Genomic DNA, 22,945 nt, shown 5'->3' with positions numbered 1-22,945 from the left:
ATGAACCTGTGACAAAGTGTGGCGCTTTGCCGCATCGCTGCAGCTGGCCGCCCGGCTTCGGTATACTCCAGCCGATTTTCCTGGAGCACTCATCAGGAGAGCTCATGCTCGCCGCCGCACAACCGCTGTCCGCTACACGCCAGAACCTCTGGCGCCTGACTGTCATTCGGGTTCTGGTCCTGGCCGCCCAGGCCGGCTCCGTGGGCGTTGCCTACTGGACCGAACTGCTGCCGCTGCCATGGTTTTCGTTGGCCGCGACCCTGGCCCTTTCATCTTTGCTGTGCGCGTTCACCGCCTTGCGCTTGCGCCTGTCGCTGCCGGTCACCGAGCTTGAATATGCGCTGCAGCTGGCCTGCGACCTGCTGATCCACAGCGCCCTGCTGTATTACTCGGGCGGCTCGACCAACCCATTCGTTTCCTACTACCTGGTGCCGCTGGCCATCGCCGCAGTGACCTTGCCCTGGCTTTACTCGCTGATTCTGTCGGGTATCGCGCTGACCGCCTACAGCATGCTGCTGGTGCAGTTCTACCCGCTCGAAGGGTTGCCGATGGCGCGGGACAAGATGCAGGTCTATGGCATGTGGCTGAGCATCGCACTGGCCGCTGCAGTCATTACCTTCTTCGCCGCGCGCATGGCCGAAGAGCTGCGCCGCCAGGAGCAACTGCGCTCCGAACGCCGTGAAGAGAGCCTGCGCGATGAACAGCTGCTGGCCGTGGCCACCCAGGCGGCAGGTGCTGCACACGAGCTGGGCACGCCGCTGGCGACCATGAGCGTGCTGCTTAACGAAATGCGCCAGGACCACAAAGATCCGCTGTTGCAGGAAGACCTGCAGATCCTTCAGGATCAGGTCAAACTGTGCAAAGAGACGCTGCAGCAACTGGTCCGCGCCGCCGAAGCCAACCGCCGGCTGGCCGTGGTCGAGCAGGACGTCACCGAATGGCTCGATGAAGCCCTCAACCGTTGGCACCTGATGCGCCCGGAAGCCAGCTACCGCTTCCAGCGCTTGCGCGACGGCCAGGTGCCGCGCCTGACGCCGCCCCCGGACCTGACCCAGGCGCTGCTGAATTTGCTGAACAATGCCGCCGATGCCTGCCCCGATGACCTGGAAGTGCACCTGGACTGGGACGCCCAGGACATCGTCATCAGCATCCGCGACCATGGCCCCGGCGTGCCGCCGGCCATTGCCGAAGCCATCGGCAAACCCTTCATTACCACCAAGGGCAAAGGCTTCGGCCTGGGCCTGTTCCTGAGCAAAGCCAGCGTGACCCGTGCGGGCGGCTCGGTGAAACTCTATAGTCATGAGCAGGGTGGCACCCTCACCGAACTGCGCCTGCCCCATGGCACGCGAGGAGATGAATGATGAGCGAAGAAAACCAGGTCGAAAGCGAAGAGCTGCCGCACCTGCTGCTGGTGGATGACGATGCCACCTTCACCCGGGTCATGGCCCGTGCCATGAGCCGTCGGGGCTTTCGCGTAAGCACCGCGAGCTCCGCTGAAGAAGGCTTGGTCCTGGCCCAGAACGACCTGCCCGACTACGCCACGCTGGACCTGAAGATGGAAGGCGACTCCGGCCTGGTGCTGCTGCCCAAGCTGCTGGAGCTGGACCCAGAGATGCGCGTGGTGATCCTGACCGGTTACTCGAGCATTGCCACCGCGGTGGAGGCGGTCAAGCGCGGTGCCTGCAACTACCTGTGCAAGCCTGCCGATGCCGACGATGTGCTGGCGGCGCTGCTCTCGGAGCACACCGACCTGGACACCCTGGTGCCGGAAAACCCGATGTCGGTGGACCGCCTGCAGTGGGAGCACATCCAGCGCGTACTGGGTGAGCACGAAGGCAACATCTCCGCCACCGCGCGGGCGCTGGGCATGCACCGGCGCACGTTGCAGCGCAAGCTGCAGAAGCGCCCCGTCCGGCGCTGAACTTATTCTGGCAGTACCGGCCCTATCGCCGGCAAGCCGGCTCCCACAGGTGCTCCACAGTCATCAGGTTTAGTGGGGTACCTGTGGGAGGCGGCTTGCCGGCGATAGGGCCAGTACTGACAGAAATTTCTTTATATTGAAGCTGATCCCCGCAAATCCTGGCCTGTTGACGTATCATTAGCCCCCTAACGGCAACCCTTTCAGGATCGCTTGCGCATGCTCGCCCTTCTCATCCAGACGCTGAACATCACGGCCCCGGTCTTCGCCATGCTGTTCATGGGCGTACTGCTCAAACGCATCCACCTGATCGACGACAATTTCAACCGGGTCGCCTCGCAGCTGGTGTTCAACGTCTGCATGCCCGCGCTGCTGTTCCTTGGCATCTACCACGCCGACCTGGCGTCGGCCGTCAAACCCGGTGTCATCCTCTACTTCGTCGTCGCCACGCTGGTGGGCTTTGCCGTGGCCTGGGGCATGGCCATCTGGCGCTGCCCGCAGGCCGACCGTGGCATCTACACCCAAGGCGCATTTCGCGGCAACAACGGGGTCATTGGCCTGGCGCTGGCCGCCAGCCTTTATGGCGACTACGGTATCTCCCTGGGCGCGGTGCTCGCCGGGCTTGTGATCCTCATGTACAACTCGCTGTCCGCTGTGGTGCTGGCCGTGTACAGCCCGGACCTCAAGTCCGACCCGTGGAGCATCTGCAAGAGCATCTTCAGCAACCCGCTGATCATCAGCGTGCTGGTCGCCACGCCGATGGCCTACGGCCAGGTACCGCTGCCCAACTGGCTGCTTACCTCCGGCGACTACCTGGCGCAGATGACCCTGCCGCTGGCGCTGATCTGTATTGGCGGCACCTTGTCGCTGGCGGCGCTGCGCGACAGTGGCAAGCTGGCCATCGATGTCAGCCTGGTGAAGATGGTCTGGTTGCCGCTGATCGGCACCCTCGGGGCCTGGCTCTGTGGTTTTCGCGGGGCCGAACTGGGCATCCTGTTCCTGTACATTGGCAGCCCGACGGCGGCGGCCAGTTATGTCATGGCGCGAGCGGCCAACGGCAACCATGAGTTGGCGGCCTCGATCATCGTAATCACCACGCTAATGGCGGCGATCACCACCAACATTGGTATTTTCATCTTGCAGTGGGGCGGGTGGATCTAGATCCTTCGCTGCCAACAACACAAAAAACACTGCCTCACTGAGCTAAAGGACACTTCATGCAAGACCAGAGCACGCCCGAGCGCTTGCAGCGCGGGCTGAAGAATCGCCATATCCAGTTGATCGCGCTGGGCGGTGCCATTGGTACCGGGTTGTTCCTGGGTATCGCCCAGACCATCCAGCTGGCAGGCCCGTCCGTTTTGCTGGGCTATGCCATTGCTGGCCTGATGGCTTTCTTCATCATGCGCCAGCTCGGTGAAATGGTGGTCGAAGAGCCGGTCGCCGGCAGTTTCAGCCACTTTGCCCACCAGTACTGGAGCGAGTTCGCAGGCTTCGTCTCGGGCTGGAACTACTGGGTGGTGTATGTGCTGGTGGGCATGGCCGAGCTGACGGCGGTGGGCATCTATGTGCAGTACTGGTGGCCGGAGTTTCCCACCTGGGCCACGGCGGCGATCTTCTTCGTGGTGATCAACCTCATCAACCTGACCCAGGTGAAGGTCTACGGTGAGATGGAGTTCTGGTTCGCCTTGGTCAAGGTGGTGGCCATCGTCAGCATGATCGGCTTTGGTGCCTGGCTGCTGACCAGTGGCCACGGCGGTCCGGATGCCAGCGTGGCCAACCTGTGGCAATACGGTGGGTTCTTCCCCAACGGTGTCACTGGCCTGGTGATGGCGCTGGCGGTGATCATGTTCTCCTTTGGTGGCCTGGAGCTGGTGGGCATCACTGCCGCCGAAGCGGACAATCCGCGCCTGAGCATTCCCAAGGCAACCAACCAGGTGGTGTACCGCATCCTGATCTTCTACATCGGTGCGCTGGCAGTGCTGCTGTCGCTGTACCCGTGGCAGAAGGTGGTGCAGGGCGGCAGCCCGTTCGTGATGATTTTCCACGAACTGGACAGCGACCTGGTGGCGACCATCCTCAACATCGTGGTGCTGACTGCCGCGCTGTCGGTCTACAACAGCTGCGTGTACGCCAACAGCCGCATGCTGTTCGGCCTGGCCAGCCAGGGTGATGCGCCACGCCAGCTGCTCAAGGTCAGCCGCAGCGGCGTGCCACTGACGGCGCTGGGCGTGTCGGCCTTCGCCACGGGCATGTGCGTGCTGATCAACTACCTGATGCCGGGTGAGGCGTTTGGCCTGCTGATGGCGCTGGCGGTATCGGCGTTGGTGATCAACTGGGCGAGCATCAGCATCACCCACCTGAAGTTCCGCAAGGCCAAGCTGGCGGCGGGTATCACGCCGTTCTACCAGAGCTGGGGGCACCCGTTCACCAACTACCTGTGCCTGGCGTTCATCGTGCTGATTCTGGTGGTGATGTACCTGACCCCGCCGATTCGGATTTCGGTGATGTTGATTCCGGGGTGGATTGCGCTGTTGTACGTGGCGTTTCGCTTGAAAAAGGCACGGCAGGCTTGAGATAGGGGGGATTCGAGGCGCATGTCTTGAATCATGTAGCGCTCTTGAGATCGAGCGCCGCCCGCGCGGCGCTCGATTTCATAGGCGCCGAATAACCCAAGGCATGCATTTCGCTGCCGCGACACGACCTTCCCGCTGTTAGTGCTGCCGCCGCCAGGCACGGACGGTGGTATACAGCAGCACCAAACCAAGCACTGGCAGAACGTAGAACAGCATCAGCCGCTCCAGGCGGCCGGCCAGCGGCATGCCCATGGTAAAAGCCGCCACGTGCAGGCCGTAGGCCAGGTACAGGCACAGAAACACCAGCCCTTCAGCGCGGGTGATGCGGTAGCCGGAGTAGAACACGGGCAAACTCAGCGCCGCCACGCCAAGCATCACCGGCAGGTCGAAACCCAGTGCGTTGGGCGAGATGGTCAGCGGTATGGGCGTAATCAATGCCGTCAGGCCAAGCACCGCCAGCAGGTTGAACAAATTACTGCCAATCACCGTGCCCACGGCGATCTCGCGTTCGCCACGCAGGGCAGCGATCAATGCTGCGGCCAATTCGGGCAGGGAGGTGCACACGGCAACCACGGTCAGGCCGATGATGCGCTCAGACAAGCCAAGGTCAGTCGCCACCTCGACCGCCGCCTCCAATAGCAGATGCCCTGCCAGGCTCAACAAGCCGAGGCCGAAGGCGATCTGCAACAACGTGCCGGACCAGAAGCGACCGGCGCTGCTGGTGAGTGGGCGCGGGGCAGGGTAGGTACGGGCATAGTGCCGCGATTGGTGCCAGAGCATGGCCAGGTAGCCCGCCAGGCCAAGCAGCAGCAACAACCCTTCGACGCGGCCGAGATGGCCGTTGGCTGCCAGCGCATACACCAGCCCGCTGGCGAGGATCATCAGTGGAATGTCCAGGCGCACCAGCTGGCGCGATACCCGCAACGGGATGATCAGTGCTGCCAGGCCGAGAATCACCAGCACGTTGAAGATATTGCTGCCGATCACGCTGCCCACGGCCACGTCGGGCGCGCCCTGGTAGGCGGCCTGCAGGCTCACGGTCAGTTGCGGCGCGGTACTGCCGAACGCCACCAGGCTCAGGCCGATGATCAATGGCCGAACGTGCAGGCGCTGGGCCAGGCGCAGGGCGGCGCGCACCATCAGTTCGGCGCCGCCGACCAGCAACAGCAGGGCTACGCCCAGTTGCAGGAGGCTGAAAGTGGGAAGGGTGGCCAGGTCGAAAATGGTGTGGGCTCCAGTTGGGTCAGTCGCTCAGACCTTGTACCCGGACGCGCGCCGTTCCGCTACGGAGCATGCCGATTTTTTCTGCTGCAGCACGTGACAGGTCGATCAGCCGACCGCGTGTGTGCGGGCCGCGGTCGTTGATGCGGACCACTACGCTGCGCTGGTTGGCGAGGTTGGTGACCAGTACCCGGCTGCCGAAGGGCAGGCTGCGGTGGGCAGCGGTGAGGCCGTGCTGGTTGAACGGTTCGCCGCTGGCAGTGCGTTTGCCATGGTGGCGCGAGCCGTAATAGGAGGCGGTACCGGTCTGGTTGTAGCCGCGGGGGTCGATGTCGTGGCTGGCGCAGCCGGCCAGCAGGGAGAAGAGGGCGAGGGTTGTAAGGGATCTTCTTAGCAAATCGGATGCTCCGGTGCTGCTGTTGGGGCCGCTGTGCGGCCCATCGCGGATAAATCCGCTCCTACACAGTGCTGGTAGGAGCGGATTCATCCGCGATCGAGGGCAACGCCCTCGCCGCTTTTTTCAGCTCACCCTTCGAGCTTGGCCTTGAGCAATTGGTTCACTTGCCCCGGGTTGGCCTTGCCCTTCGACGCCTTCATCGCCTGGCCGACGAAGAAGCCGAACATCTTGCCGCGCTTGGCCTCGTCGGCGGCGCGGTACTGTTCAACCTGATCGGCGTTGGCAGCGAGCATCTCGTCGAGCATCTTGTCGATTGCACCGGTGTCGGTGACCTGCTTGAGGCCCTTGCTTTCGATGATGCTGTCGGCATCGCCTTCACCCGCGGCCATGGCCTCGAACACGGTCTTGGCGATCTTGCCGCTGATGGTGTTGTCGCGGATGCGCAGCAGCATGCCGCCGAGCTGCTCGGCGCTGACCGGCGCCTGGTCGATTTCGATACCCAGCTTGTTCAGCAGGCTGCCCAGCTCGACCATCACCCAGTTGGCAGCCAGTTTTGCATCGCCGCCAATCTTCACCACCTGCTCGAAGTAGTCCGCCTGTTCGCGGCTGGAGGCCAGCACGTTGGCGTCGTAGGCCGACAGGCCGTACTGGCTCTGGAAGCGCTCGACCTTCTGCGGCGGCAGCTCTGGCAGGCCGGCGCGGATGGTTTCGAGGAAGCTGTCCTCGATGACCACCGGCAGCAGGTCCGGGTCGGGGAAGTAACGGTAGTCGTTGGCTTCCTCCTTGCTGCGCATGGAGCGGGTCTCGTCCTTGTTCGGGTCGTACAGGCGGGTTTCCTGGATGACCTTGCCGCCGTCCTCGATCAGGTCGATCTGGCGCTGGATCTCGCTGTTGATCGCGCGCTCGATGAAGCGGAACGAGTTGACGTTCTTGATCTCGCAGCGGGTACCGAACTCGGCCTGGCCCTTGGGCCGGATCGAGACGTTGCAGTCGCAGCGCAGCGAGCCTTCGGCCATGTTGCCGTCGCAGATGCCCAGGTAGCGCACCAGTGCATGGATCGCCTTGACGTAGGCCACGGCTTCCTTGGCGCTGCGCATGTCCGGCTCGGAGACGATTTCCAGCAGCGGGGTGCCGGCGCGGTTCAGGTCGATGCCGGTAGAGCCGCTGAAGTCTTCGTGCAGGCTCTTGCCGGCGTCTTCTTCGAGGTGCGCGCGGGTTACCCCGATGCGCTTGATGGTGCCGTCTTCAAGGGCGATGTCCAGGTGACCCTTACCGACGATCGGCAGGTCCATCTGGCTGATCTGGTAGCCCTTGGGGAGGTCGGGGTAGAAGTAGTTCTTGCGCGCGAACACGTTGCGCTTGCCGATTTCGGCATCGATCGCCAGGCCGAACATGCAGGCCATGCGCACGGCTTCCTGGTTCAGCACCGGCAGTACGCCGGGCATGCCCAGGTCAACCAGGCTGGCCTGGGTGTTCGGCTCGGAGCCGAAGGTGGTGGCGCTGCCGGAGAAGATCTTCGACTGGGTGGCCAGCTGGGTGTGAATTTCCAGCCCGATCACAACTTCCCATTGCATGTGTGAATTCCTCAGAAGCCGTTGGGGGCGCGGGTGTGCCAGTCGGTGACTTGCTGGTAACGGTGCGCGACGTTGAGCAGGCGGCCTTCCTGGAAATACGGGGCCAGCAGCTGCACGCCGACCGGCAGGCCATCGACGAAGCCGGCTGGCATCGACAGGCCCGGCAGGCCCGCCAGGTTGGCGGTAATGGTGTAGACGTCCTCGAGGTAGGCGGCGACCGGGTCGCTGCTCTTGGCGCCGAGCTTCCAGGCCGGGTTTGGCGTGGTCGGGCCGAGGATCAGGTCAACGCCTTCGAAGGCCGTCATGAAGTCGTTCTTGATCAGGCGGCGGATCTGCTGCGCCTTGACGTAGTAGGCGTCGTAGTAGCCGGCCGAAAGGGCATAGGTACCGACCATGATGCGGCGCTGCACTTCGGCACCGAAGCCTTCGCCACGGGAGCGCTTGTACAGGTCGGTGAGGTCTTTGGGCTCTTCGCAACGGTAGCCGAAGCGCACGCCGTCGAAACGCGACAGGTTGGACGAAGCTTCGGCAGGCGCGATCACGTAGTACGCCGGGATGGCGTGCTGCATGTTCGGCAGGCTGATTTCCTTGACCACCGCGCCGAGCTTTTCCAGCTCCTTGACGCTGGCCTGCACCAGTTCGGCGATGCGCGGGTCGAGGCCGGCACCGAAGTATTCCTTCGGCAGGCCGATGCGCAGGCCTTGCAGCGAGGCGTTGAGGTTGGCGCTGTAATCCGGCACCGGCTCATCGATGCTGGTGGAGTCCTTGGTATCGAACCCGGCCATGCCTTGCAGCAGCAGCGCGCAGTCTTCAGCGGTGCGCGCCAGCGGGCCACCCTGGTCGAGGCTGGAGGCGTAGGCGATCATGCCCCAGCGCGATACCCGACCGTACGTCGGCTTCAGGCCGGTGAGGTTGGTCAGGGCGGCCGGCTGTCGGATCGAGCCGCCAGTGTCGGTACCGGTGGTGGCCGGCAGCAGGCGCGCGGCGACCGCTGCAGCCGAACCACCGGACGAGCCGCCAGGCACATGCTCGAGGTTCCACGGGTTTTTCACCGCGCCATAGTGGCTGGACTCGTTGGCCGAACCCATGGCGAATTCGTCCATGTTGGTCTTGCCCAGAGTGACCATGCCGGCTTCGGCCAGCTTGGCGACCACGGTCGCGTCATACGGCGCCTTGAAGTTGTCGAGCATCTTCGAGCCGCAGCTGGTGCGAACGCCGTTGGTGCAGAACAGGTCCTTGTGGGCGATCGGCGCGCCCAGCAGCGCACCGGTCTCGCCAGCGGCGCGACGGGCGTCGGCGGCACGGGCCTGGCCCAGGGCCAGCTCCTCGGTGACGCTGATGAAGCTGTTGAGTTGCGGGTCGAGTTGCTGAATGCGCGCCAGCAGTGCGCCGGTCAGCTCTTCGGAAGAAAACGACTTGTCGGCGAGTCCGCGAGCGATCTCGGCCAGGGTCAATTGATGCATGGCAGGCTCTATCCCTTACTCGATGACTTTGGGAACCAGGTACAGACCGCTTTCGGTCGAGGGTGCGATGGCCTGGTAGGCATCACGCTGGTTGCGTTCGGTGACCTGGTCGGGACGCAGGCGCTGGCTGGCCTCCAGGGGGTGGGCCAGGGGCTCGATGCCAGTGGTGTCGACCGCTTGCATCTGGTCGACCAGCCCGAGAATGCTGTTCAGTGCATCGGTAATGCGTGGCAGCTCGCCTTCATTCAGGCCCAGACGGGCCAGATGGGCGATCTTTTCCACGTCGCAGCGTTCAAGCGCCATGGGGATCTCCAGAGGATACAAAGAACGGAATAGGGTCCGTGATGAGGAACATGTCGGCATTTTGGCGGTCATACGGCCGCGATCATCTGCTGGCGTGCTCGGAAAAACGACCAATTTAACATATTGGCTCCTTGCCCAAAATCCCTGCCATTGTTAGAGTTTGCCGCACTTTTTTACCCACGCTTTCCCCAGGGTCACTTTCCCATGTTCAAGAAACTGCGTGGCATGTTTTCCAGCGATCTCTCCATCGACCTGGGTACTGCCAACACCCTTATTTACGTGCGTGAGCGCGGTATCGTCCTGAATGAGCCCTCGGTTGTTGCCATCCGTACCCACGGCAACCAGAAAAGCGTCGTCGCCGTCGGTACCGAAGCCAAACGCATGCTGGGCCGTACGCCTGGCAACATTGCTGCCATTCGTCCGATGAAAGACGGCGTCATCGCCGACTTCAGCGTTTGTGAAAAAATGTTGCAGTATTTCATCAACAAGGTTCACGAAAACAGCTTCCTGCAGCCCAGCCCTCGCGTGCTGATCTGCGTGCCGTGCAAGTCGACCCAGGTAGAGCGCCGCGCCATTCGCGAGTCGGCCCTGGGTGCCGGTGCCCGTGAAGTGTTCCTGATCGAAGAGCCGATGGCCGCTGCCATCGGTGCCGGCCTGCCGGTCGAAGAAGCGCGTGGCTCGATGGTCGTCGATATCGGTGGCGGTACCACTGAAATCGCCCTGATCTCGTTGAACGGCGTGGTCTACGCCGAGTCCGTCCGCGTCGGCGGCGACCGTTTCGACGAAGCCATCGTCACCTACGTGCGCCGTAACTACGGCAGCCTGATCGGCGAATCCACTGCCGAGCGCATCAAGCAGGAAATCGGTACCGCCTACCCGGGCGGCGAAGTGCGCGAAGTCGACGTGCGCGGGCGCAACCTGGCCGAAGGCGTGCCACGTGCCTTCACCCTGAATTCCAATGAAGTACTGGAAGCCCTGCAGGAATCCCTGGCGACCATCGTCCAGGCGGTCAAGAGCGCCCTGGAGCAGTCGCCGCCAGAGCTGGCTTCCGACATCGCCGAGCGTGGCCTGGTGCTGACCGGTGGTGGCGCGCTGCTGCGTGACCTCGACAAGCTGCTGGCCCAGGAAACCGGCCTGCCGGTAATCGTCGCCGAGGACCCGCTGACCTGTGTCGCCCGTGGCGGCGGTCGCGCCCTGGAGATGATGGACAAGCACGCGATGGACCTGCTCTCCAGCGAGTGATAACCGCTGCATCTGAGCGCCCGGTTTACAGGTAGCACGCGCAGTGCTACCTGTATGTGCTGGGCTGGCGTCCGTTCGGGCGTCGTTTCCGTCAACCCGCAACCAGGCTGGTGCGTTGTCCCATGTCCAATGACCTCCTGAGTCGTCCACGAGGAACGGCCCATTAAACCGCTTTTCTCCAAGGGCCCTTCACTGGGCGTTCGCCTGCTCGTATTGGTGGTGCTGTCGGTCGCGCTGATGGTGGTCGACGCACGCTTCGACATGCTCAAGCCCGTGCGCAGCCAGATGGGCCTGGTGCTCATGGAATCGTACTGGATCACCGACCTGCCGCAGCGCATGTGGCAGGGCGTGGCCGGCCAGTTCGGCAGCCGTACCGAACTGATCGCGGAAAACGAGAAGCTCAAGACCGAAGCCCTGCTGCTGCAGGGGCGCCTGCAGAAGCTGGCGGCCCTGACCGAGCAGAACGTGCGCCTGCGCGAGTTGCTCAACTCTTCGGCGCTGGTCAACGAGAAGGTCGAGGTGGCCGAGCTGATCGGGGTAGACCCCAACCCGTTTACCCACCGCATCCTGATCAACAAGGGGGAGCGCGACGGCGTGTTCCTTGGCCAGCCGGTGCTCGATGCCCGTGGCCTGATGGGCCAGGTGGTCGAGCTGATGCCCTACACCTCTCGGGTATTGCTGCTGACCGACACCACCCACAGCATCCCGGTGCAGGTCAACCGTAACGGCCTGCGCGCCATCGCCAGCGGCACCGGTAACCCGGAGCGCCTGGAACTGCGCCACGTGGCCGACACGGCCGACATCAAGGAAGGCGACCTGCTGGTGAGCTCCGGTATGGGGCAGCGTTTCCCGGCCGGCTACCCGGTGGCTACCGTCAACGAAGTGATTCACGACTCCGGTCAGCCGTTCGCCATCGTCCGCGCCATCCCGACCGCCGCACTCAACCGCAGCCGTTACATGCTGCTGGTGTTCAGTGACCGGCGTTCACCGGAACAGCGCGCCACCGACGCAGCGCTTGCCCAGGAAGAAGCCGACCGCAAGGGGGCAGCGAACCCCGCCCAGCCCGCCGTAAGCGGTGACCAGGCTGCACCGGCCGGCACGCCCGCACCCGCCACACCCGCCCCGGCCGCTGCAGCACCGGCAGCAGCGCCTGCCAGCCCTGCCGCAGCGCCTGCGGCACCTGCACAACCCCGGAGGCAATGATGGCCAAAGCGCGCCGTAATCACGGTTGGGTCATCTGGCTGACGTTCGCCATCGGCCTGCTGCTCAGCGTTTCGCCCATGCCGCAATTCCTTGAAGTGTTCCGGCCCATGTGGCTGGCGATGCTGGTGTCGTTCTGGACGCTGACGCTGCCGAACAAGGTGGGCATGACCACCGCGTTCGTCCTCGGCCTGGCCGAGGACGTGCTGTACGGCACGTTGCTTGGGCAGAACGCGCTGATCCTCACCCTGATCACCTTCCTGGTGCTGTCCCTGCAGCAGCGCCTGCGGATGTTCCCGATGTGGCAGCAGAGCCTGGTGATTTTGGTGATCTTCGGCATTGCCCAGCTGATCCAGCTGTGGCTCAGTGCACTCACCGGCAACCGCCTGCCGACTCTGGCCCTGGTCTGGTCGGCGGTCATCAGCGCCTTGCTCTGGCCCTGGATCAGTTTCGCCCTGCGCGATCTGCGCCGGCGCTTGCATATCAACTGACGGCGCTGCCACCACTGACAGGGAGATGTCTGCATGAAACCACTTTACCTGGCCTCCGGCTCGCCCCGTCGACGTGAACTGCTGACCCAGATCGGCGTGCCGTTCACCGTCACCAGCGCCCCCATCGATGAAACCCCGCTGCCCGCTGAAAGCGCCGTGGCGTATGTCGAGCGCCTGGCCAAGGCCAAGGCCGAAGCTGGCCTGGCCCAGCTCGACGGCGCGGCTGTGGTACTTGGGGCAGATACGGCAGTGGTGCTCGATGGTCGTATTCTCGGCAAGCCGGAAAACCGCGAAGATGCCTTGGCCATGCTGGCTGACCTGGCGAACCGTGAGCATCAGGTGCTCACTGCCGTGGCGCTGAGCGACGGCCAGTGCAGCCTGAGCGTCTGCGTCACCAGCACCGTGCGTTTTCGCGCCATCACCGCTGAAGAGGCCGCGCGCTACTGGGCTAGCGGCGAACCGGCGGATAAAGCCGGCGGCTATGCCATCCAGGGCCTGGGCGCGGTATTCGTGACCGGCCTGCAGGGAAGCTATTCGGCAGTGGTCGGTTTGCCCTTGAGCGAAACGGCCGAACTGCTCGCCCAATTCGGTATTGCCTGCTGGCAGGTACCGGCGCTTTCGCCAGAGGTAACAAAGCAGCAGTAGCCAGCCCGGCACCCGCGATCCATCATTACCGAAGACCTTTGACGAGAGCCTGCCATGAGTGAAGAGATCCTGATCAACATCACCCCGATGGAGTCACGTGTGGCGGTGGTGGAAAACGGGGTGTTGCAGGAAGTGCACGTCGAGCGTACCCAGCGCCGCGGCATCGTCGGCAATATCTACAAGGGCAAGGTGGTGCGAGTGCTGCCGGGCATGCAGGCGGCGTTCGTCGATATCGGCCTGGAGCGCGCTGCGTTCATCCATGCCTCGGAAATTTCCCAGCGCGAAGGCTCTGCCGTCGAGACCATCACCGCCCTGGTGCACGAGGGCCAGGCCCTGGTGGTGCAGGTGACCAAGGACCCGATCGGTACCAAGGGCGCGCGCCTGACCACCCAGCTGTCAATCCCGTCGCGCTACCTGGTGTACATGCCGCGCAGCAGCCATGTCGGCATTTCGCTGAAGATCGAAGATGAAGCCGAACGTGACCGCCTCAAGCAGGTGGTCAGCGACTGCATGGACAGTGAAGATATCAAGAATGCCGGTGGTTTCATCCTGCGGACCGCAGCCGAAGGCGCGCGTGCCGAAGAGATCCTGCAGGACATCCGCTACCTGCGCCGCCTGTGGGAGCAGATCGGCAGCCAGATCCAGACCTGCGGCGCGCCCACGGTCATCTACGAAGACCTTGGCCTGGCCCTGCGCACCCTGCGTGACCTGGTCAACCCTAAGATCGAGAAAATCCGCATCGATTCGCGGGAAACCTTCCAGAAAACCACGCAGTTCGTCGGCGAGCTGATGCCGGAGATCGCCGACCGTCTGGAACATTACCCTGGCGAGCGGCCGATTTTCGACCTGTACGGCGTCGAAGATGAAATCCAGCGGGCGCTGGACCGCAAGGTCCCGCTCAAGTCCGGTGGCTACCTAGTGGTCGACCCCGCCGAAGCGATGACCACCATCGACGTCAACACCGGCGCCTTCGTCGGCCACCGCAACCTCGAAGAGACCATCTTCAAGACCAACCTGGAAGCAGCCACGGCCATTGCCCGGCAGCTGCGCCTGCGCAATATCGGCGGCATCATCATCATCGACTTCATCGACATGGAGGACGAGGAGCATCAGCGCCAGGTGCTGCGTACCCTGGAGAAGCAGCTCGAGCGCGATCACGCCAAGACCAACATCATCGGCATCACCGAGCTGGGTTTGGTGCAGATGACCCGCAAGCGCACCCGCGAGAGCCTCGAGCAGGTGCTGTGCGAGCCGTGCGTGGCCTGCCAGGGCCGGGGCAAGCTGAAGACCCCCGAAACCATCTGTTATGAAATCTTCCGCGAAATCCTCCGCGAAGCCCGCGCTTATCAGGCTGAAGGCTACCGGGTACTGGCCAACCAGAAGGTGGTTGACCGGCTGCTCGATGAGGAATCCGGGAACGTAGCCGAGCTGGAAGCCTTCATCGGTCGAACCATTCGCTTCCAGGTCGAGTCGATGTACTCGCAGGAACAATACGATGTGGTGTTGCTCTGAGGCTTTTCGATTCGCGGCATAGGTGGGTCGGGCTGGCAAAAGCGGCACTACCAGCCATCATGGATAAACGACCTGGAGGGCAGTGGCCATGGGACGTCTGAACCGCGTTCTTGTCGCCTTGACCCGCTGGGGCCTGGGTATCTGTGCACTGCTGGCCGTGTTGGTGGCGCTGTACGTGAGCCTTGGGCGCGAGCTGGTGCCACTGGTGGCCGAGTACCGCGCCGACCTTGAAAGCAAGGCCGAGCAGGCGTTGGGCCTGCCGGTGCATGTGGGTGCACTCGAAGGGCGCTGGAGTGGCCTGGCGCCGATGCTGCGTGTGCGTGACCTGCAGTTGGGCGAGGGCGCCTCGGCGCTGCGCCTGGATGACGTCAAGCTGGTGCCCGACCTGTGGGCCAGCCTGACGTCTCGCGAAGTGCGCCTGGCGCATATCCAGTTGGCTGGCTTGCAACTGATCCTTCGTGAAGACGAGCAGGGCGGCTGGGCCCTCGAAGGGTTGCCGAGAAAGGACGACGCGCCACTGGACCCTGAAGCGTTGCTGCAGCAACTGCGCCAGTTGGGGCGCATCGATGTCTTCGACAGCCAGGTCACCCTGCAGCCCTGGCAGCGTGAACCGCTGACCCTGACTTATGTCAGCCTTGGCCTGCAGGCCGGTGCCTCGCGCCAGGCGCTGGACCTGCGCGCGACCTTGCCAGACGGCCAGCCACTGGCGATCAACCTGCGCAGCCGCGCCACCGCCAAGGCGTGGCGTGACGCCCAGGTCGAAGCGTACCTGAGCCTGCCGCAAAGCGACTGGGCACGCTGGCTGCCGCCACGCGTGCTGGGCCAGTGGCAGGCTGAGGCGCTGCGTGCTGGTGGCGAGTTCTGGGTCGACTGGCGCAAAGGCCAACTTGAACAGGCGGTGGTCCGCCTCAATGCGCCTCAACTGCGGGGAGCGTATGCTGAACGCAAGGCGGTCACCCTGGACAACCTGGCCGTGTCGGCCTGGTTCCAGCGCCGTGAGCAAGGCTTCGATGTGGTCGTCGACTCGCTTGCCGCCAGCATCGACAAAGACCGTTGGGAGTCTCACCTGCAGCTGCGTCAGCGCCCCGGCGAAGACCCCGCAGGGGAGACCTGGCAGGTGCAGGCGGACCGCCTCGACCTCACACCGCTCACCCCGCTGATCAATGCCTTGGCGCCGTTGCCTGACAAGCTCATGGCCGTAGTCGATGCCTTGAAGGTGACCGGTGCCGTGCGCAATGTGCGCCTGGATATCCGCCCCAAGGCTGAAGGCAACGAGCGGCTGCAGTTCGCCGCCAACCTAGAGAAGGTCGGCTTTGACGCCTATCACGGTGCCCCGGCGGCAGGCAATGTGAGCGGCAGCATCAGCGGCGACCTGGGGCATGGCGAGCTGCGCCTGGATACTGACGCATTCATGCTGCACCTGTACCCGATCTTCGCCAAACCCTGGCATTACCAGAAAGCCAACGCACGCTTGACCTATGCCCTGGACAAAGAAGGCTTCACCCTGGTCGCCCCTTACCTCAAGGTACTCGGCGAGGAGGGCAAGATCGCCGGCGATTTTCTGATCCGCCTGCTGTTCAAGGAGGGCAGCGAGAGCTACATGGACTTGCGCGTCGGCATGACCGAGGGGGATGGCCGCTATACCGCCAAATACCTGCCCGAGGTGCTCAGCCCGGCGCTCGACGAGTGGCTGCGCAGCGCCATCGTCAAAGGTAACGTCGATCAAGGCTACTTCCAGTATCAGGGCTCGCTGAACCACGGTGCCAGCCCTGAAGCCCGCAGCATTAGCCTGTTCTTCAAGGTGCACGATGCCGCACTGGACTTCCAGCCTGGCTGGCCGCAGGTGCAGCATGTGGACGGTGATGTGCTGATCGAGGACAGCGGCGTGCGCATCAAGGCCAGCAAAGGGCTGTTGCTGGATACCCAGGTCAGCGATGTGAGCGTGAATATCCCCCATGTCGAGGGCGAGCAGCACAGCCACCTGTATCTCGATGGCAATTTCGACGGCAAGCTTGGCGATGGCCTGAAAATTCTCAAGGAAGCGCCGATCGGTACGGGTGAGATCTTCGCCGGCTGGGAAGGCGAGGGGCCGCTCAAGGGCAAGGTCAAACTCGATATCCCGTTGGCGCATGGTGAGAAGCCGAAGGTGCTGGTCGACTTCGCCACCGCCGATGCCCGGCTCAAGGTGGCACCGCCGAGCCTTGAGCTGAACCGCCTGAAAGGCGACTTCAGCTTTGATATCGACAAGGGGTTGAGTGGCAAGAACATCGCCCTGCAGGCATTCGGCAAGCCTGTCACCGCGCAAATCAGCGCCGAAGGCCAGCCCGGCCAGATGCAGACACGCATCAACGCCAGTGGCCAGGTGTCGCTACAGGCCCTTACCGACTGGTTGAAGTTCAAGCAGAACTTGCCAGCTTCCGGCGATATTCCGTACCAGTTGCAAATCAACCTGGGCAGCCGCGACAACAGCCTCAGCGTCAATTCATCGCTCAAGGGCCTGGCCATTGACTTGCCGGCACCGTTCGGCAAGGCAGCGGCCGATACCCGCGACAGCCGTTTCAGCATGAACCTGCAGGGCACGGAGCGGCGTTTCGATGCGGCGTATGCCAACCTTGCCCGCTTTGCCTATGCAGCACCGGGCGACAAGCTGGACCAGGGCCGTGGCGAGTTGCTGCTGGGCACCGGTGAAGCGCAGGTGCCAGCGGGCCAGGGCTTGCGCGTACGCGGGCGCCTCGAAAGCCTGGACCTGGAACCGTGGCAGGCGCAGATGGCTCGGTTTGCGGGTGACGACCCTGGCGGTAATGCCCGACAGAATCTGCAGAGCGTCGACCTGAGCATCGGCCAACTGAAAGCCTTCGGCATGGACCTCAACCAGGCCGTGGTGCGCCTTGCCCGTGGCGGCCCCGCGTGGGACCTGCGCCTGGACAGCAAGGAAGTCATCGGTAACGCACGCCTGCCGGATGCCAAGGCCGCAGCGATGACCGTGCGCCTGCAAACCCTGCGCCTGCCGGCAGCCGACCCGGCAGAAGCACAGGCCGAAGAAGGCCCCGACCCGCTGGCCTCGTTCGACCCGCGCAAGGTGCCGGCGCTGGACCTGACCATCGACAAGCTATACCGCGGTGACGACCTGTACGGCAACGTGGCGCTGAAGCTGCGCCCGACGGCTCGCGGTGTGGCGGCGCAGGACATCGACCTCGACTTCAAAGGCCTGCACATCGACGGCAGCGGCGGGTGGGAAGGGCAAACGGGTGCCACCAGCAGTTGGTACAAGGGCCGCCTGGATGGCAAGAACCTGGCCGATGTACTCAAGGCTTGGGGCTTCGCGCCCACCGTGACCAGCCGTGACTTCCGCCTGGACGTGGATGGCCGTTGGCCGGGCTCGCCGGCCTGGGTTGGCCTCAAGCGCTTCTCGGGGAGCATGGATGCGGCCCTGCGCACTGGCCAGTTCGTTGAGGTGGAGGGCGGAGCCCAGGCCTTGCGCGTGTTCGGCCTGCTCAACTTCAACTCCATCGGCCGGCGCCTGCGGCTGGACTTTTCCGACCTGTTCGACAAGGGCCTGGCCTATGACCGGGTCAAGGGCCTGCTGGTGGCCAGTGACGGCGTTTATGTCACCCGCGAGCCGATCAGCGTGACCGGCCCTTCGAGCAACTTTGAGCTCGACGGCACCCTGGACATGGTTCGCGACCGGGTCAATGCCAACCTGCAGGTGTCCCTGCCGGTCACCAATAACCTGCCGCTCGCTGCCCTGATTGTGGGCGCGCCAGCGGTCGGTGGCGCGCTGTTCCTGGTTGATCGGCTGATCGGTGACCGCGTTTCGCGCTTCGCCAGCGTGCACTATCGCGTCGAAGGGCCGTGGAAAGAGCCTAGAATCACCTTTGTGAAACCCTTCAACAAGTAGTCAGGAGTGCCCATGAAGGTAGCGGTCATCCAGATGGTCAGCCAGGACGATGTGCTGGCCAACCTGCAGCGTGCGGGTGCCCTGCTCGAGCAGGCGGCACTTGGTGGTGCGCGGTTGGCGGTGCTGCCCGAGAACTTCGCGGCGATGGGCCGAAAGGACGCTGCCGCGATCGGCCGTGCCGAAGCACTGGGTGAAGGCCCGATCCTGCCATGGTTGAAACGCACGGCCCGCGACCTCAGGTTATGGATAGTGGCCGGCACCTTGCCGCTGCCGCCTGCGCACCAGCCCGAGGCCAAGGCGCATGCCTGCTCGCTGCTGATCGATGAGCACGGCGATGTGGTGGCGCGCTACGACAAGCTGCACCTGTTCGACGTGGATGTGGCTGATAACCGTGGCCGTTACCGCGAGTCCGACGACTACGCCCATGGCGCTCAGGTAGTGGTGGCCGATACCCCGGTCGGGCGTCTGGGTTTGACCGTATGCTATGACCTGCGCTTTCCCGAGTTGTACAGCGCCTTGCGCGCTGCCGGCGCGGAGCTGATCACGGCACCGGCCGCGTTTACTGCGGTCACAGGGGCTGCGCATTGGGAAGTGCTGATTCGCGCCCGGGCCATCGAGACCCAGTGCTATGTGTTGGCTGCAGCCCAGGGCGGCACCCATCCAGGCCCGCGGGACACCCACGGCCACGCGGCGATCATCGACCCCTGGGGGCGGATTGTCGCCGAACAGGCGCAAGGCGAAGCGGTATTGCTCACCGAGCGCGACAGTAATGAACAAGCGTCCATTCGGGCGCGCATGCCGGTTGCCTCGCACCGGCGCTTTTTCTCGCAGGACGCCTTGCGGCCTGCGCACACCTCGGAGTGACTATGAGCCAGATGTTATCCACCGTCAGCGATCAGCTCCTGGCCCCAGGCGGACTGACCCTGGACAGCCTGCAGGCTGTGCTGGGCGAGCTGGCAGGCCCCGGCATCGATGCCGCCGACCTGTATTTCCAGGGCCAGATCTCGGAGACCTGGGCGCTGGAGGACGGCATCGTCAAAGAGGGCAGCTTCAACCTCGACCAGGGCGTCGGGGTACGTGCCCAGTCGGGTGAAAAAACCGGTTTTGCCTACAGCAACGCGATCAACCTCGAGGCGCTGACCTCCGCTGCCCGTGCCGCCCGGTCGATTTCCCGCGCGGGCCAGAATGGCACGGTTCAGGCTTTCCGCAGCCAGGACGTCACGGCCCTGTATGCCCCGGACAACCCGCTGGACGTGCTCAGCCGCGCCGAAAAGGTCGAACTGCTCAAGCGTGTCGATGCTGCTACGCGCGCGCTGGACCCGCGTATCCAGCAGGTCAGCGTGAGCATGGCCGGGGTCTGGGAGCGCATTCTGATTGCCGCCGCCGACGGTAGCCTGGCTGCCGATGTACGGCCGCTGGTGCGCTTCAACGTCAGCGTCATCGTTGAACAGAATGGCCGCCGGGAGCGCGGCGGGCAGGGCGGTGGCGGGCGTACCGACTACCGCTTCTTCACCGAGGAGCGGGTCATGGGTTATGCCCGTGAGGCGCTACGTCAGGCGCTGGTGAACCTTGAGGCGATCCCCGCGCCGGCCGGCACCTTGCCGGTGGTGCTAGGTTCGGGGTGGTCGGGCGTGCTGCTGCACGAAGCGGTCGGGCATGGCCTGGAAGGCGATTTCAACCGCAAAGGCAGTTCGGCGTTCAGTGGCCGAATTGGCGAGAAGGTCGCTTCGAGCCTGTGCACCATCGTCGACGATGGCACCCTCGAAGGCCGCCGTGGCTCGTTGAGTGTCGACGACGAAGGTACCCCAACCGAATGCACCACGCTGATCGAGAACGGTGTGCTCAAGGGCTACATGCAGGACAAGCTCAATGCACGCCTGATGGGCATGGCCGTGACCGGCAATGGCCGGCGCGAATCCTACGCCCACTTGCCGATGCCCCGCATGACCAACACTTACATGCGTGCCGGCGAAAGCGACCCGCAGGAAATCATCGCCTCGGTGAAAAAAGGCATCTACTGCGCCAACCTGGGCGGCGGCCAGGTGGATATCACCAGCGGCAAGTTCGTGTTCTCGACCAGCGAAGCCTACCTGATCGAAGACGGCAAGATCACTGCACCGGTGAAGGGCGCCACGCTGATCGGCAACGGGCCTGAGGCCATGAGCCGGGTATCGATGGTCGGTAACGACCTGGCACTGGACAGTGGCGTGGGCACATGCGGGAAGGATGGGCAGTCGGTGCCGGTGGGCGTTGGCCAGCCGACGCTGAAGCTGGACGCGATCACTGTGGGCGGCACGGGGGCTTGATGGCGCTGGGGGGCTTTGTGGGAGCGGGCTTGCCCCGCGAAGAAGCTCACGCGGTAGTGGCTGGCACCGGCTTCGCCGGTGTTCGCGGGGCAAGCCCGCTCCCACAGGCCCCCACTTGCCAGGCGTCAGCGCAGGCCGCGCTGAAGCTCGTCGAGGTCGCGGATGTACTTGAACACCTTGCGCGCAGCGGCAGGCGGTTTGTTCCGCGCTTTTTCGTGCTGGGCGTGACGGATCAGCGAGCGCAGCTGCTGACGGTCAGTGTCGGGGTACTCGTTGACGAAGCGTTCGAGGTCTTCGTCGTTACCGTCGATCAGGCGGTCGCGCCAGCGTTCCAGGCTGTGGAAGCGCTCGTTGTACTGGCGGCTGGAGCTGTCGATCTGGTCGAGCACCGCGTGGATGGCGTCCAGGTCCTGGTCGCGCATCAGCTTGCCGACAAACGACATGTGCCGTTTGCGTGCGCCATGGGCGGTGTGCTTGCAGGCTTCGGCCAGGGCCTTGCGCAGCTCGTCGGTCAACGGCAGGCGTGCCAGGGTATCGGCCTTGACCGTGGTCAGGCGTTCGCCGAGTTCGACCAGCGCATGCAGCTCGCGCTTGATCTGGGTTTTGCTTTTTTCGCCGTCGAAGGCGTCGTCGTATGAATCAACCATGGTGGCAGTCCGCTAGAAATCGCCGCCATGATAACCAGTCGGGGGCCGCTTGTCCGGCCCGGTCGTAGAATGACCCCCGCCGAACGCAGAATTTGAGTGGAGAAAACCATGAGTGCAGTCCAGAGCGTAGGCCCGAAAGACCTGCCAGCGTTGCAGGAGCAGGTCGAAGCGATCATCGCCGAGGCGCGCCGGCAAGGCGCCAGTGCCTGCGAAGTGGCGGTATCGCTGGAGCAGGGCCTGTCCACCACGGTGCGTCAGCGCGAGGTCGAGACGGTCGAATTCAACCGCGACCAAGGCTTTGGCATAACCCTCTATGTTGGCCAGCGCAAAGGCTCGGCCAGCACCTCGGCCAGCGGCCCGGACGCCATTCGCGAAACCGTTGCCGCTGCCTTGGCCATTGCCAAGCACACCTCCGAAGACGAGTGCTCGGGCCTGGCTGATGCGGCGCTGATGGCCCGCGATATCCCCGACCTGGACCTCTACCATGACTGGGACATCGAGCCTGAGAAAGCCATCGAGATGGCGCTGGCCTGCGAGGCGGCAGCATTCGATGCCGACCCGCGCATCCTCAACGCCGATGGCACTACCCTCAATACGCACCAGGGGTGCCGCGTGTACGGCAACAGCCATGGTTTTATCGGTGGCTACGCATCGACCCGGCACAGCCTGAGCTGCGTGATGATCGCCGAAGGCGAGGGGCAGATGCAGCGCGATTACTGGTATGACGTGAACCGCCAGGGCAACCTGTTGGCCGACCCGCGCAGCATTGGCCAGCGCGCTGCAGCGCGCGCCGCCAGCCGCCTGGGTGCGCGCCCGGTGAAAACCTGTGAAGTACCTGTGCTGTTCTCTGCCGAGCTGGCCGGCGGCCTGTTCGGCAGCTTCCTGTCGGCTATTTCCGGCGGCAATCTGTACCGCAAATCGTCCTTCCTCGAGGGGGCCATGGGCCAGCGCCTGTTCCCTACCTGGCTGACCCTCGATGAGCGCCCACACATCCCGCGTGCCTTGGGCAGTGCCGCGTTCGACGGTGATGGCCTGGCGACTTATGCCAAACCGTTCGTCGACAAAGGCGAATTGGTCTCGTACCTGCTGGGCACTTACTCCGGTCGCAAGCTGGGGCTGCCGAGCACGGCCAACTCGGGTGGGGTGCACAACCTGTACGTCACCCACGGCGTCGAGGACCAGGCAGCGCTGATTCGGCGCATGGGTCGCGGCTTGTTGGTCACCGAGCTGATGGGCCACGGCCTGAACATGGTTACTGGCGATTATTCCCGCGGTGCTGCGGGCTTCTGGGTCGAGAATGGCGAGATCCAGCACGCTGTGCAGGAAGTCACCATCGCCGGCAACATGAAGGATATGTTCCAGCAAATTGTCGCAATCGGCAGCGATCTTGAAACCCGTAGCAATATTCATACGGGCTCGGTGCTGATCGAGCGGATGACCGTTGCAGGTAGCTGAACACTCGGCGTTACGAGCATGCTCCAGAAACCCGGCCATCGCGCCGGGTTTTTTCTTTCATCAATCCACACTTGAAGTGATTCTGTTTATCACTTAATAA

The 22,945-nt window shown here is 63.9% G+C and carries 19 protein-coding genes; 13 read left to right on the top strand and 6 right to left on the bottom strand.

Going from position 1 to position 22,945, the window contains the following annotated elements:
* Positions 1-104 precede the first annotated feature (104 nt).
* From ABEH27_RS02195 to ABEH27_RS02180, 4 genes are all read left to right on the top strand, one after another.
* The gene (locus ABEH27_RS02195) at positions 105-1,361 is read left to right on the top strand and encodes an ATP-binding protein (protein ID WP_346611984.1); all 1,257 of its coding nucleotides are present in this window, start codon (positions 105-107) and stop codon (positions 1,359-1,361) included.
* Positions 1,361-1,921, top strand: coding sequence for a response regulator transcription factor (locus ABEH27_RS02190; RefSeq protein WP_346611983.1), 561 nt, complete (start codon positions 1,361-1,363; stop codon positions 1,919-1,921). The genes ABEH27_RS02195 and ABEH27_RS02190 overlap by 1 nt, the downstream gene beginning before the upstream one ends.
* A 216-nt stretch (positions 1,922-2,137) precedes the next feature.
* Positions 2,138-3,079, top strand: a complete 942-nt coding sequence (locus ABEH27_RS02185) for an AEC family transporter (RefSeq protein WP_346611982.1) — start codon at positions 2,138-2,140, stop codon at positions 3,077-3,079.
* A gap of 56 nt (positions 3,080-3,135) precedes the next feature.
* The gene (locus tag ABEH27_RS02180) at positions 3,136-4,491 is read left to right on the top strand and encodes an amino acid permease (protein ID WP_346611981.1); all 1,356 of its coding nucleotides are present in this window, start codon (positions 3,136-3,138) and stop codon (positions 4,489-4,491) included.
* 138 nt (positions 4,492-4,629) lie between these two features.
* On the opposite strand, the gene ABEH27_RS02175 is transcribed toward ABEH27_RS02180, so the two are convergent.
* The 5 genes from ABEH27_RS02175 to gatC form a co-directional block, all read right to left on the bottom strand.
* The gene (locus tag ABEH27_RS02175; protein WP_346612070.1) at positions 4,630-5,673 is read right to left on the bottom strand and encodes a calcium/sodium antiporter; all 1,044 of its coding nucleotides are present in this window, start codon (positions 5,671-5,673) and stop codon (positions 4,630-4,632) included.
* A gap of 61 nt (positions 5,674-5,734) precedes the next feature.
* Entirely contained in the window at positions 5,735-6,109 is a 375-nt protein-coding gene (locus ABEH27_RS02170) for a septal ring lytic transglycosylase RlpA family protein (RefSeq protein WP_346611980.1), read from the bottom strand.
* A gap of 128 nt (positions 6,110-6,237) precedes the next feature.
* Complete coding sequence (gene gatB, locus ABEH27_RS02165; RefSeq protein ID WP_346611979.1) at positions 6,238-7,683, bottom strand: Asp-tRNA(Asn)/Glu-tRNA(Gln) amidotransferase subunit GatB; 1,446 nt, start codon at positions 7,681-7,683, stop codon at positions 6,238-6,240.
* An 11-nt stretch (positions 7,684-7,694) separates the two neighbouring features.
* Positions 7,695-9,146, bottom strand: a complete 1,452-nt coding sequence (gene gatA, locus ABEH27_RS02160; protein ID WP_346611978.1) for an Asp-tRNA(Asn)/Glu-tRNA(Gln) amidotransferase subunit GatA — start codon at positions 9,144-9,146, stop codon at positions 7,695-7,697.
* A 15-nt stretch (positions 9,147-9,161) separates the two neighbouring features.
* Positions 9,162-9,449, bottom strand: a complete 288-nt coding sequence (gene gatC / locus ABEH27_RS02155) for an Asp-tRNA(Asn)/Glu-tRNA(Gln) amidotransferase subunit GatC (protein WP_346611977.1) — start codon at positions 9,447-9,449, stop codon at positions 9,162-9,164.
* A 204-nt stretch (positions 9,450-9,653) separates the two neighbouring features.
* On the opposite strand from gatC, the gene mreB reads away from it, so the two are divergent.
* The 8 genes from mreB (at position 9,654) to tldD (ending at position 20,743) form a co-directional block, all read left to right on the top strand.
* A complete protein-coding gene (mreB, locus tag ABEH27_RS02150; protein WP_003255163.1) occupies positions 9,654-10,691 on the top strand; it encodes a rod shape-determining protein MreB in 1,038 nt (345 codons plus the stop codon).
* A gap of 162 nt (positions 10,692-10,853) precedes the next feature.
* Entirely contained in the window at positions 10,854-11,894 is a 1,041-nt protein-coding gene (gene mreC / locus ABEH27_RS02145) for a rod shape-determining protein MreC (protein WP_346612069.1), read from the top strand.
* Positions 11,894-12,382, top strand: a complete 489-nt coding sequence (mreD, locus tag ABEH27_RS02140) for a rod shape-determining protein MreD (RefSeq protein WP_346611976.1) — start codon at positions 11,894-11,896, stop codon at positions 12,380-12,382. The genes mreC and mreD overlap by 1 nt, the downstream gene beginning before the upstream one ends.
* A 33-nt stretch (positions 12,383-12,415) precedes the next feature.
* Complete coding sequence (locus ABEH27_RS02135) at positions 12,416-13,027, top strand: Maf family protein (protein WP_346611975.1); 612 nt, start codon at positions 12,416-12,418, stop codon at positions 13,025-13,027.
* A gap of 54 nt (positions 13,028-13,081) precedes the next feature.
* Entirely contained in the window at positions 13,082-14,539 is a 1,458-nt protein-coding gene (gene rng / locus ABEH27_RS02130; protein WP_346611974.1) for a ribonuclease G, read from the top strand.
* A gap of 88 nt (positions 14,540-14,627) precedes the next feature.
* On the top strand, positions 14,628-18,437 hold the full coding sequence (locus ABEH27_RS02125) for a YhdP family protein (protein WP_346611973.1): 3,810 nt from the start codon (positions 14,628-14,630) through the stop codon (positions 18,435-18,437).
* A gap of 12 nt (positions 18,438-18,449) precedes the next feature.
* Complete coding sequence (locus ABEH27_RS02120) at positions 18,450-19,301, top strand: carbon-nitrogen hydrolase family protein (RefSeq protein ID WP_346611972.1); 852 nt, start codon at positions 18,450-18,452, stop codon at positions 19,299-19,301.
* Positions 19,302-19,303: 2 nt separating this feature from the next.
* Complete coding sequence (gene tldD / locus ABEH27_RS02115) at positions 19,304-20,743, top strand: metalloprotease TldD (RefSeq protein ID WP_346611971.1); 1,440 nt, start codon at positions 19,304-19,306, stop codon at positions 20,741-20,743.
* A gap of 125 nt (positions 20,744-20,868) precedes the next feature.
* Here tldD and yjgA read toward each other — a convergent pair whose 3' ends face one another.
* The gene (yjgA, locus tag ABEH27_RS02110) at positions 20,869-21,390 is read right to left on the bottom strand and encodes a ribosome biogenesis factor YjgA (protein ID WP_346611970.1); all 522 of its coding nucleotides are present in this window, start codon (positions 21,388-21,390) and stop codon (positions 20,869-20,871) included.
* 108 nt (positions 21,391-21,498) lie between these two features.
* Between yjgA and pmbA the strand changes: the two genes are divergently transcribed.
* A complete protein-coding gene (gene pmbA / locus ABEH27_RS02105; protein ID WP_346611969.1) occupies positions 21,499-22,845 on the top strand; it encodes a metalloprotease PmbA in 1,347 nt (448 codons plus the stop codon).
* Positions 22,846-22,945 lie beyond the last annotated feature (100 nt).

Source organism: Pseudomonas sp. P39-UII1 (genome assembly GCF_039672635.1).
Taxonomy (GTDB): Bacteria; Pseudomonadota; Gammaproteobacteria; order Pseudomonadales; family Pseudomonadaceae; genus Aquipseudomonas.
Note: the sequence above shows the minus strand (reverse complement) of the source record. Positions and strands in the feature narration are given on the sequence as shown.

What these genes read in the sequence shown, in the direction of transcription:
- ABEH27_RS02125 (WP_346611973.1), top strand. Translation starts at nt 14,628, where the DNA reads ATGGGACGTCTGAACCGCGTTCTTGTCGCCTTGACCCGCTGGGGCCTG.
- ABEH27_RS02180 (WP_346611981.1), top strand. Translation starts at nt 3,136, where the DNA reads ATGCAAGACCAGAGCACGCCCGAGCGCTTGCAGCGCGGGCTGAAGAAT.
- ABEH27_RS02120 (WP_346611972.1), top strand. Translation starts at nt 18,450, where the DNA reads ATGAAGGTAGCGGTCATCCAGATGGTCAGCCAGGACGATGTGCTGGCC.
- gatA (WP_346611978.1), bottom strand. Translation starts at nt 9,146, where the DNA reads ATGCATCAATTGACCCTGGCCGAGATCGCTCGCGGACTCGCCGACAAG.
- rng (WP_346611974.1), top strand. Translation starts at nt 13,082, where the DNA reads ATGAGTGAAGAGATCCTGATCAACATCACCCCGATGGAGTCACGTGTG.
- gatC (WP_346611977.1), bottom strand. Translation starts at nt 9,449, where the DNA reads ATGGCGCTTGAACGCTGCGACGTGGAAAAGATCGCCCATCTGGCCCGT.
- mreD (WP_346611976.1), top strand. Translation starts at nt 11,894, where the DNA reads ATGGCCAAAGCGCGCCGTAATCACGGTTGGGTCATCTGGCTGACGTTC.
- ABEH27_RS02135 (WP_346611975.1), top strand. Translation starts at nt 12,416, where the DNA reads ATGAAACCACTTTACCTGGCCTCCGGCTCGCCCCGTCGACGTGAACTG.
- ABEH27_RS02190 (WP_346611983.1), top strand. Translation starts at nt 1,361, where the DNA reads ATGAGCGAAGAAAACCAGGTCGAAAGCGAAGAGCTGCCGCACCTGCTG.
- pmbA (WP_346611969.1), top strand. Translation starts at nt 21,499, where the DNA reads ATGAGTGCAGTCCAGAGCGTAGGCCCGAAAGACCTGCCAGCGTTGCAG.
- gatB (WP_346611979.1), bottom strand. Translation starts at nt 7,683, where the DNA reads ATGCAATGGGAAGTTGTGATCGGGCTGGAAATTCACACCCAGCTGGCC.
- tldD (WP_346611971.1), top strand. Translation starts at nt 19,304, where the DNA reads ATGAGCCAGATGTTATCCACCGTCAGCGATCAGCTCCTGGCCCCAGGC.
- ABEH27_RS02185 (WP_346611982.1), top strand. Translation starts at nt 2,138, where the DNA reads ATGCTCGCCCTTCTCATCCAGACGCTGAACATCACGGCCCCGGTCTTC.
- mreB (WP_003255163.1), top strand. Translation starts at nt 9,654, where the DNA reads ATGTTCAAGAAACTGCGTGGCATGTTTTCCAGCGATCTCTCCATCGAC.
- yjgA (WP_346611970.1), bottom strand. Translation starts at nt 21,390, where the DNA reads ATGGTTGATTCATACGACGACGCCTTCGACGGCGAAAAAAGCAAAACC.
- ABEH27_RS02195 (WP_346611984.1), top strand. Translation starts at nt 105, where the DNA reads ATGCTCGCCGCCGCACAACCGCTGTCCGCTACACGCCAGAACCTCTGG.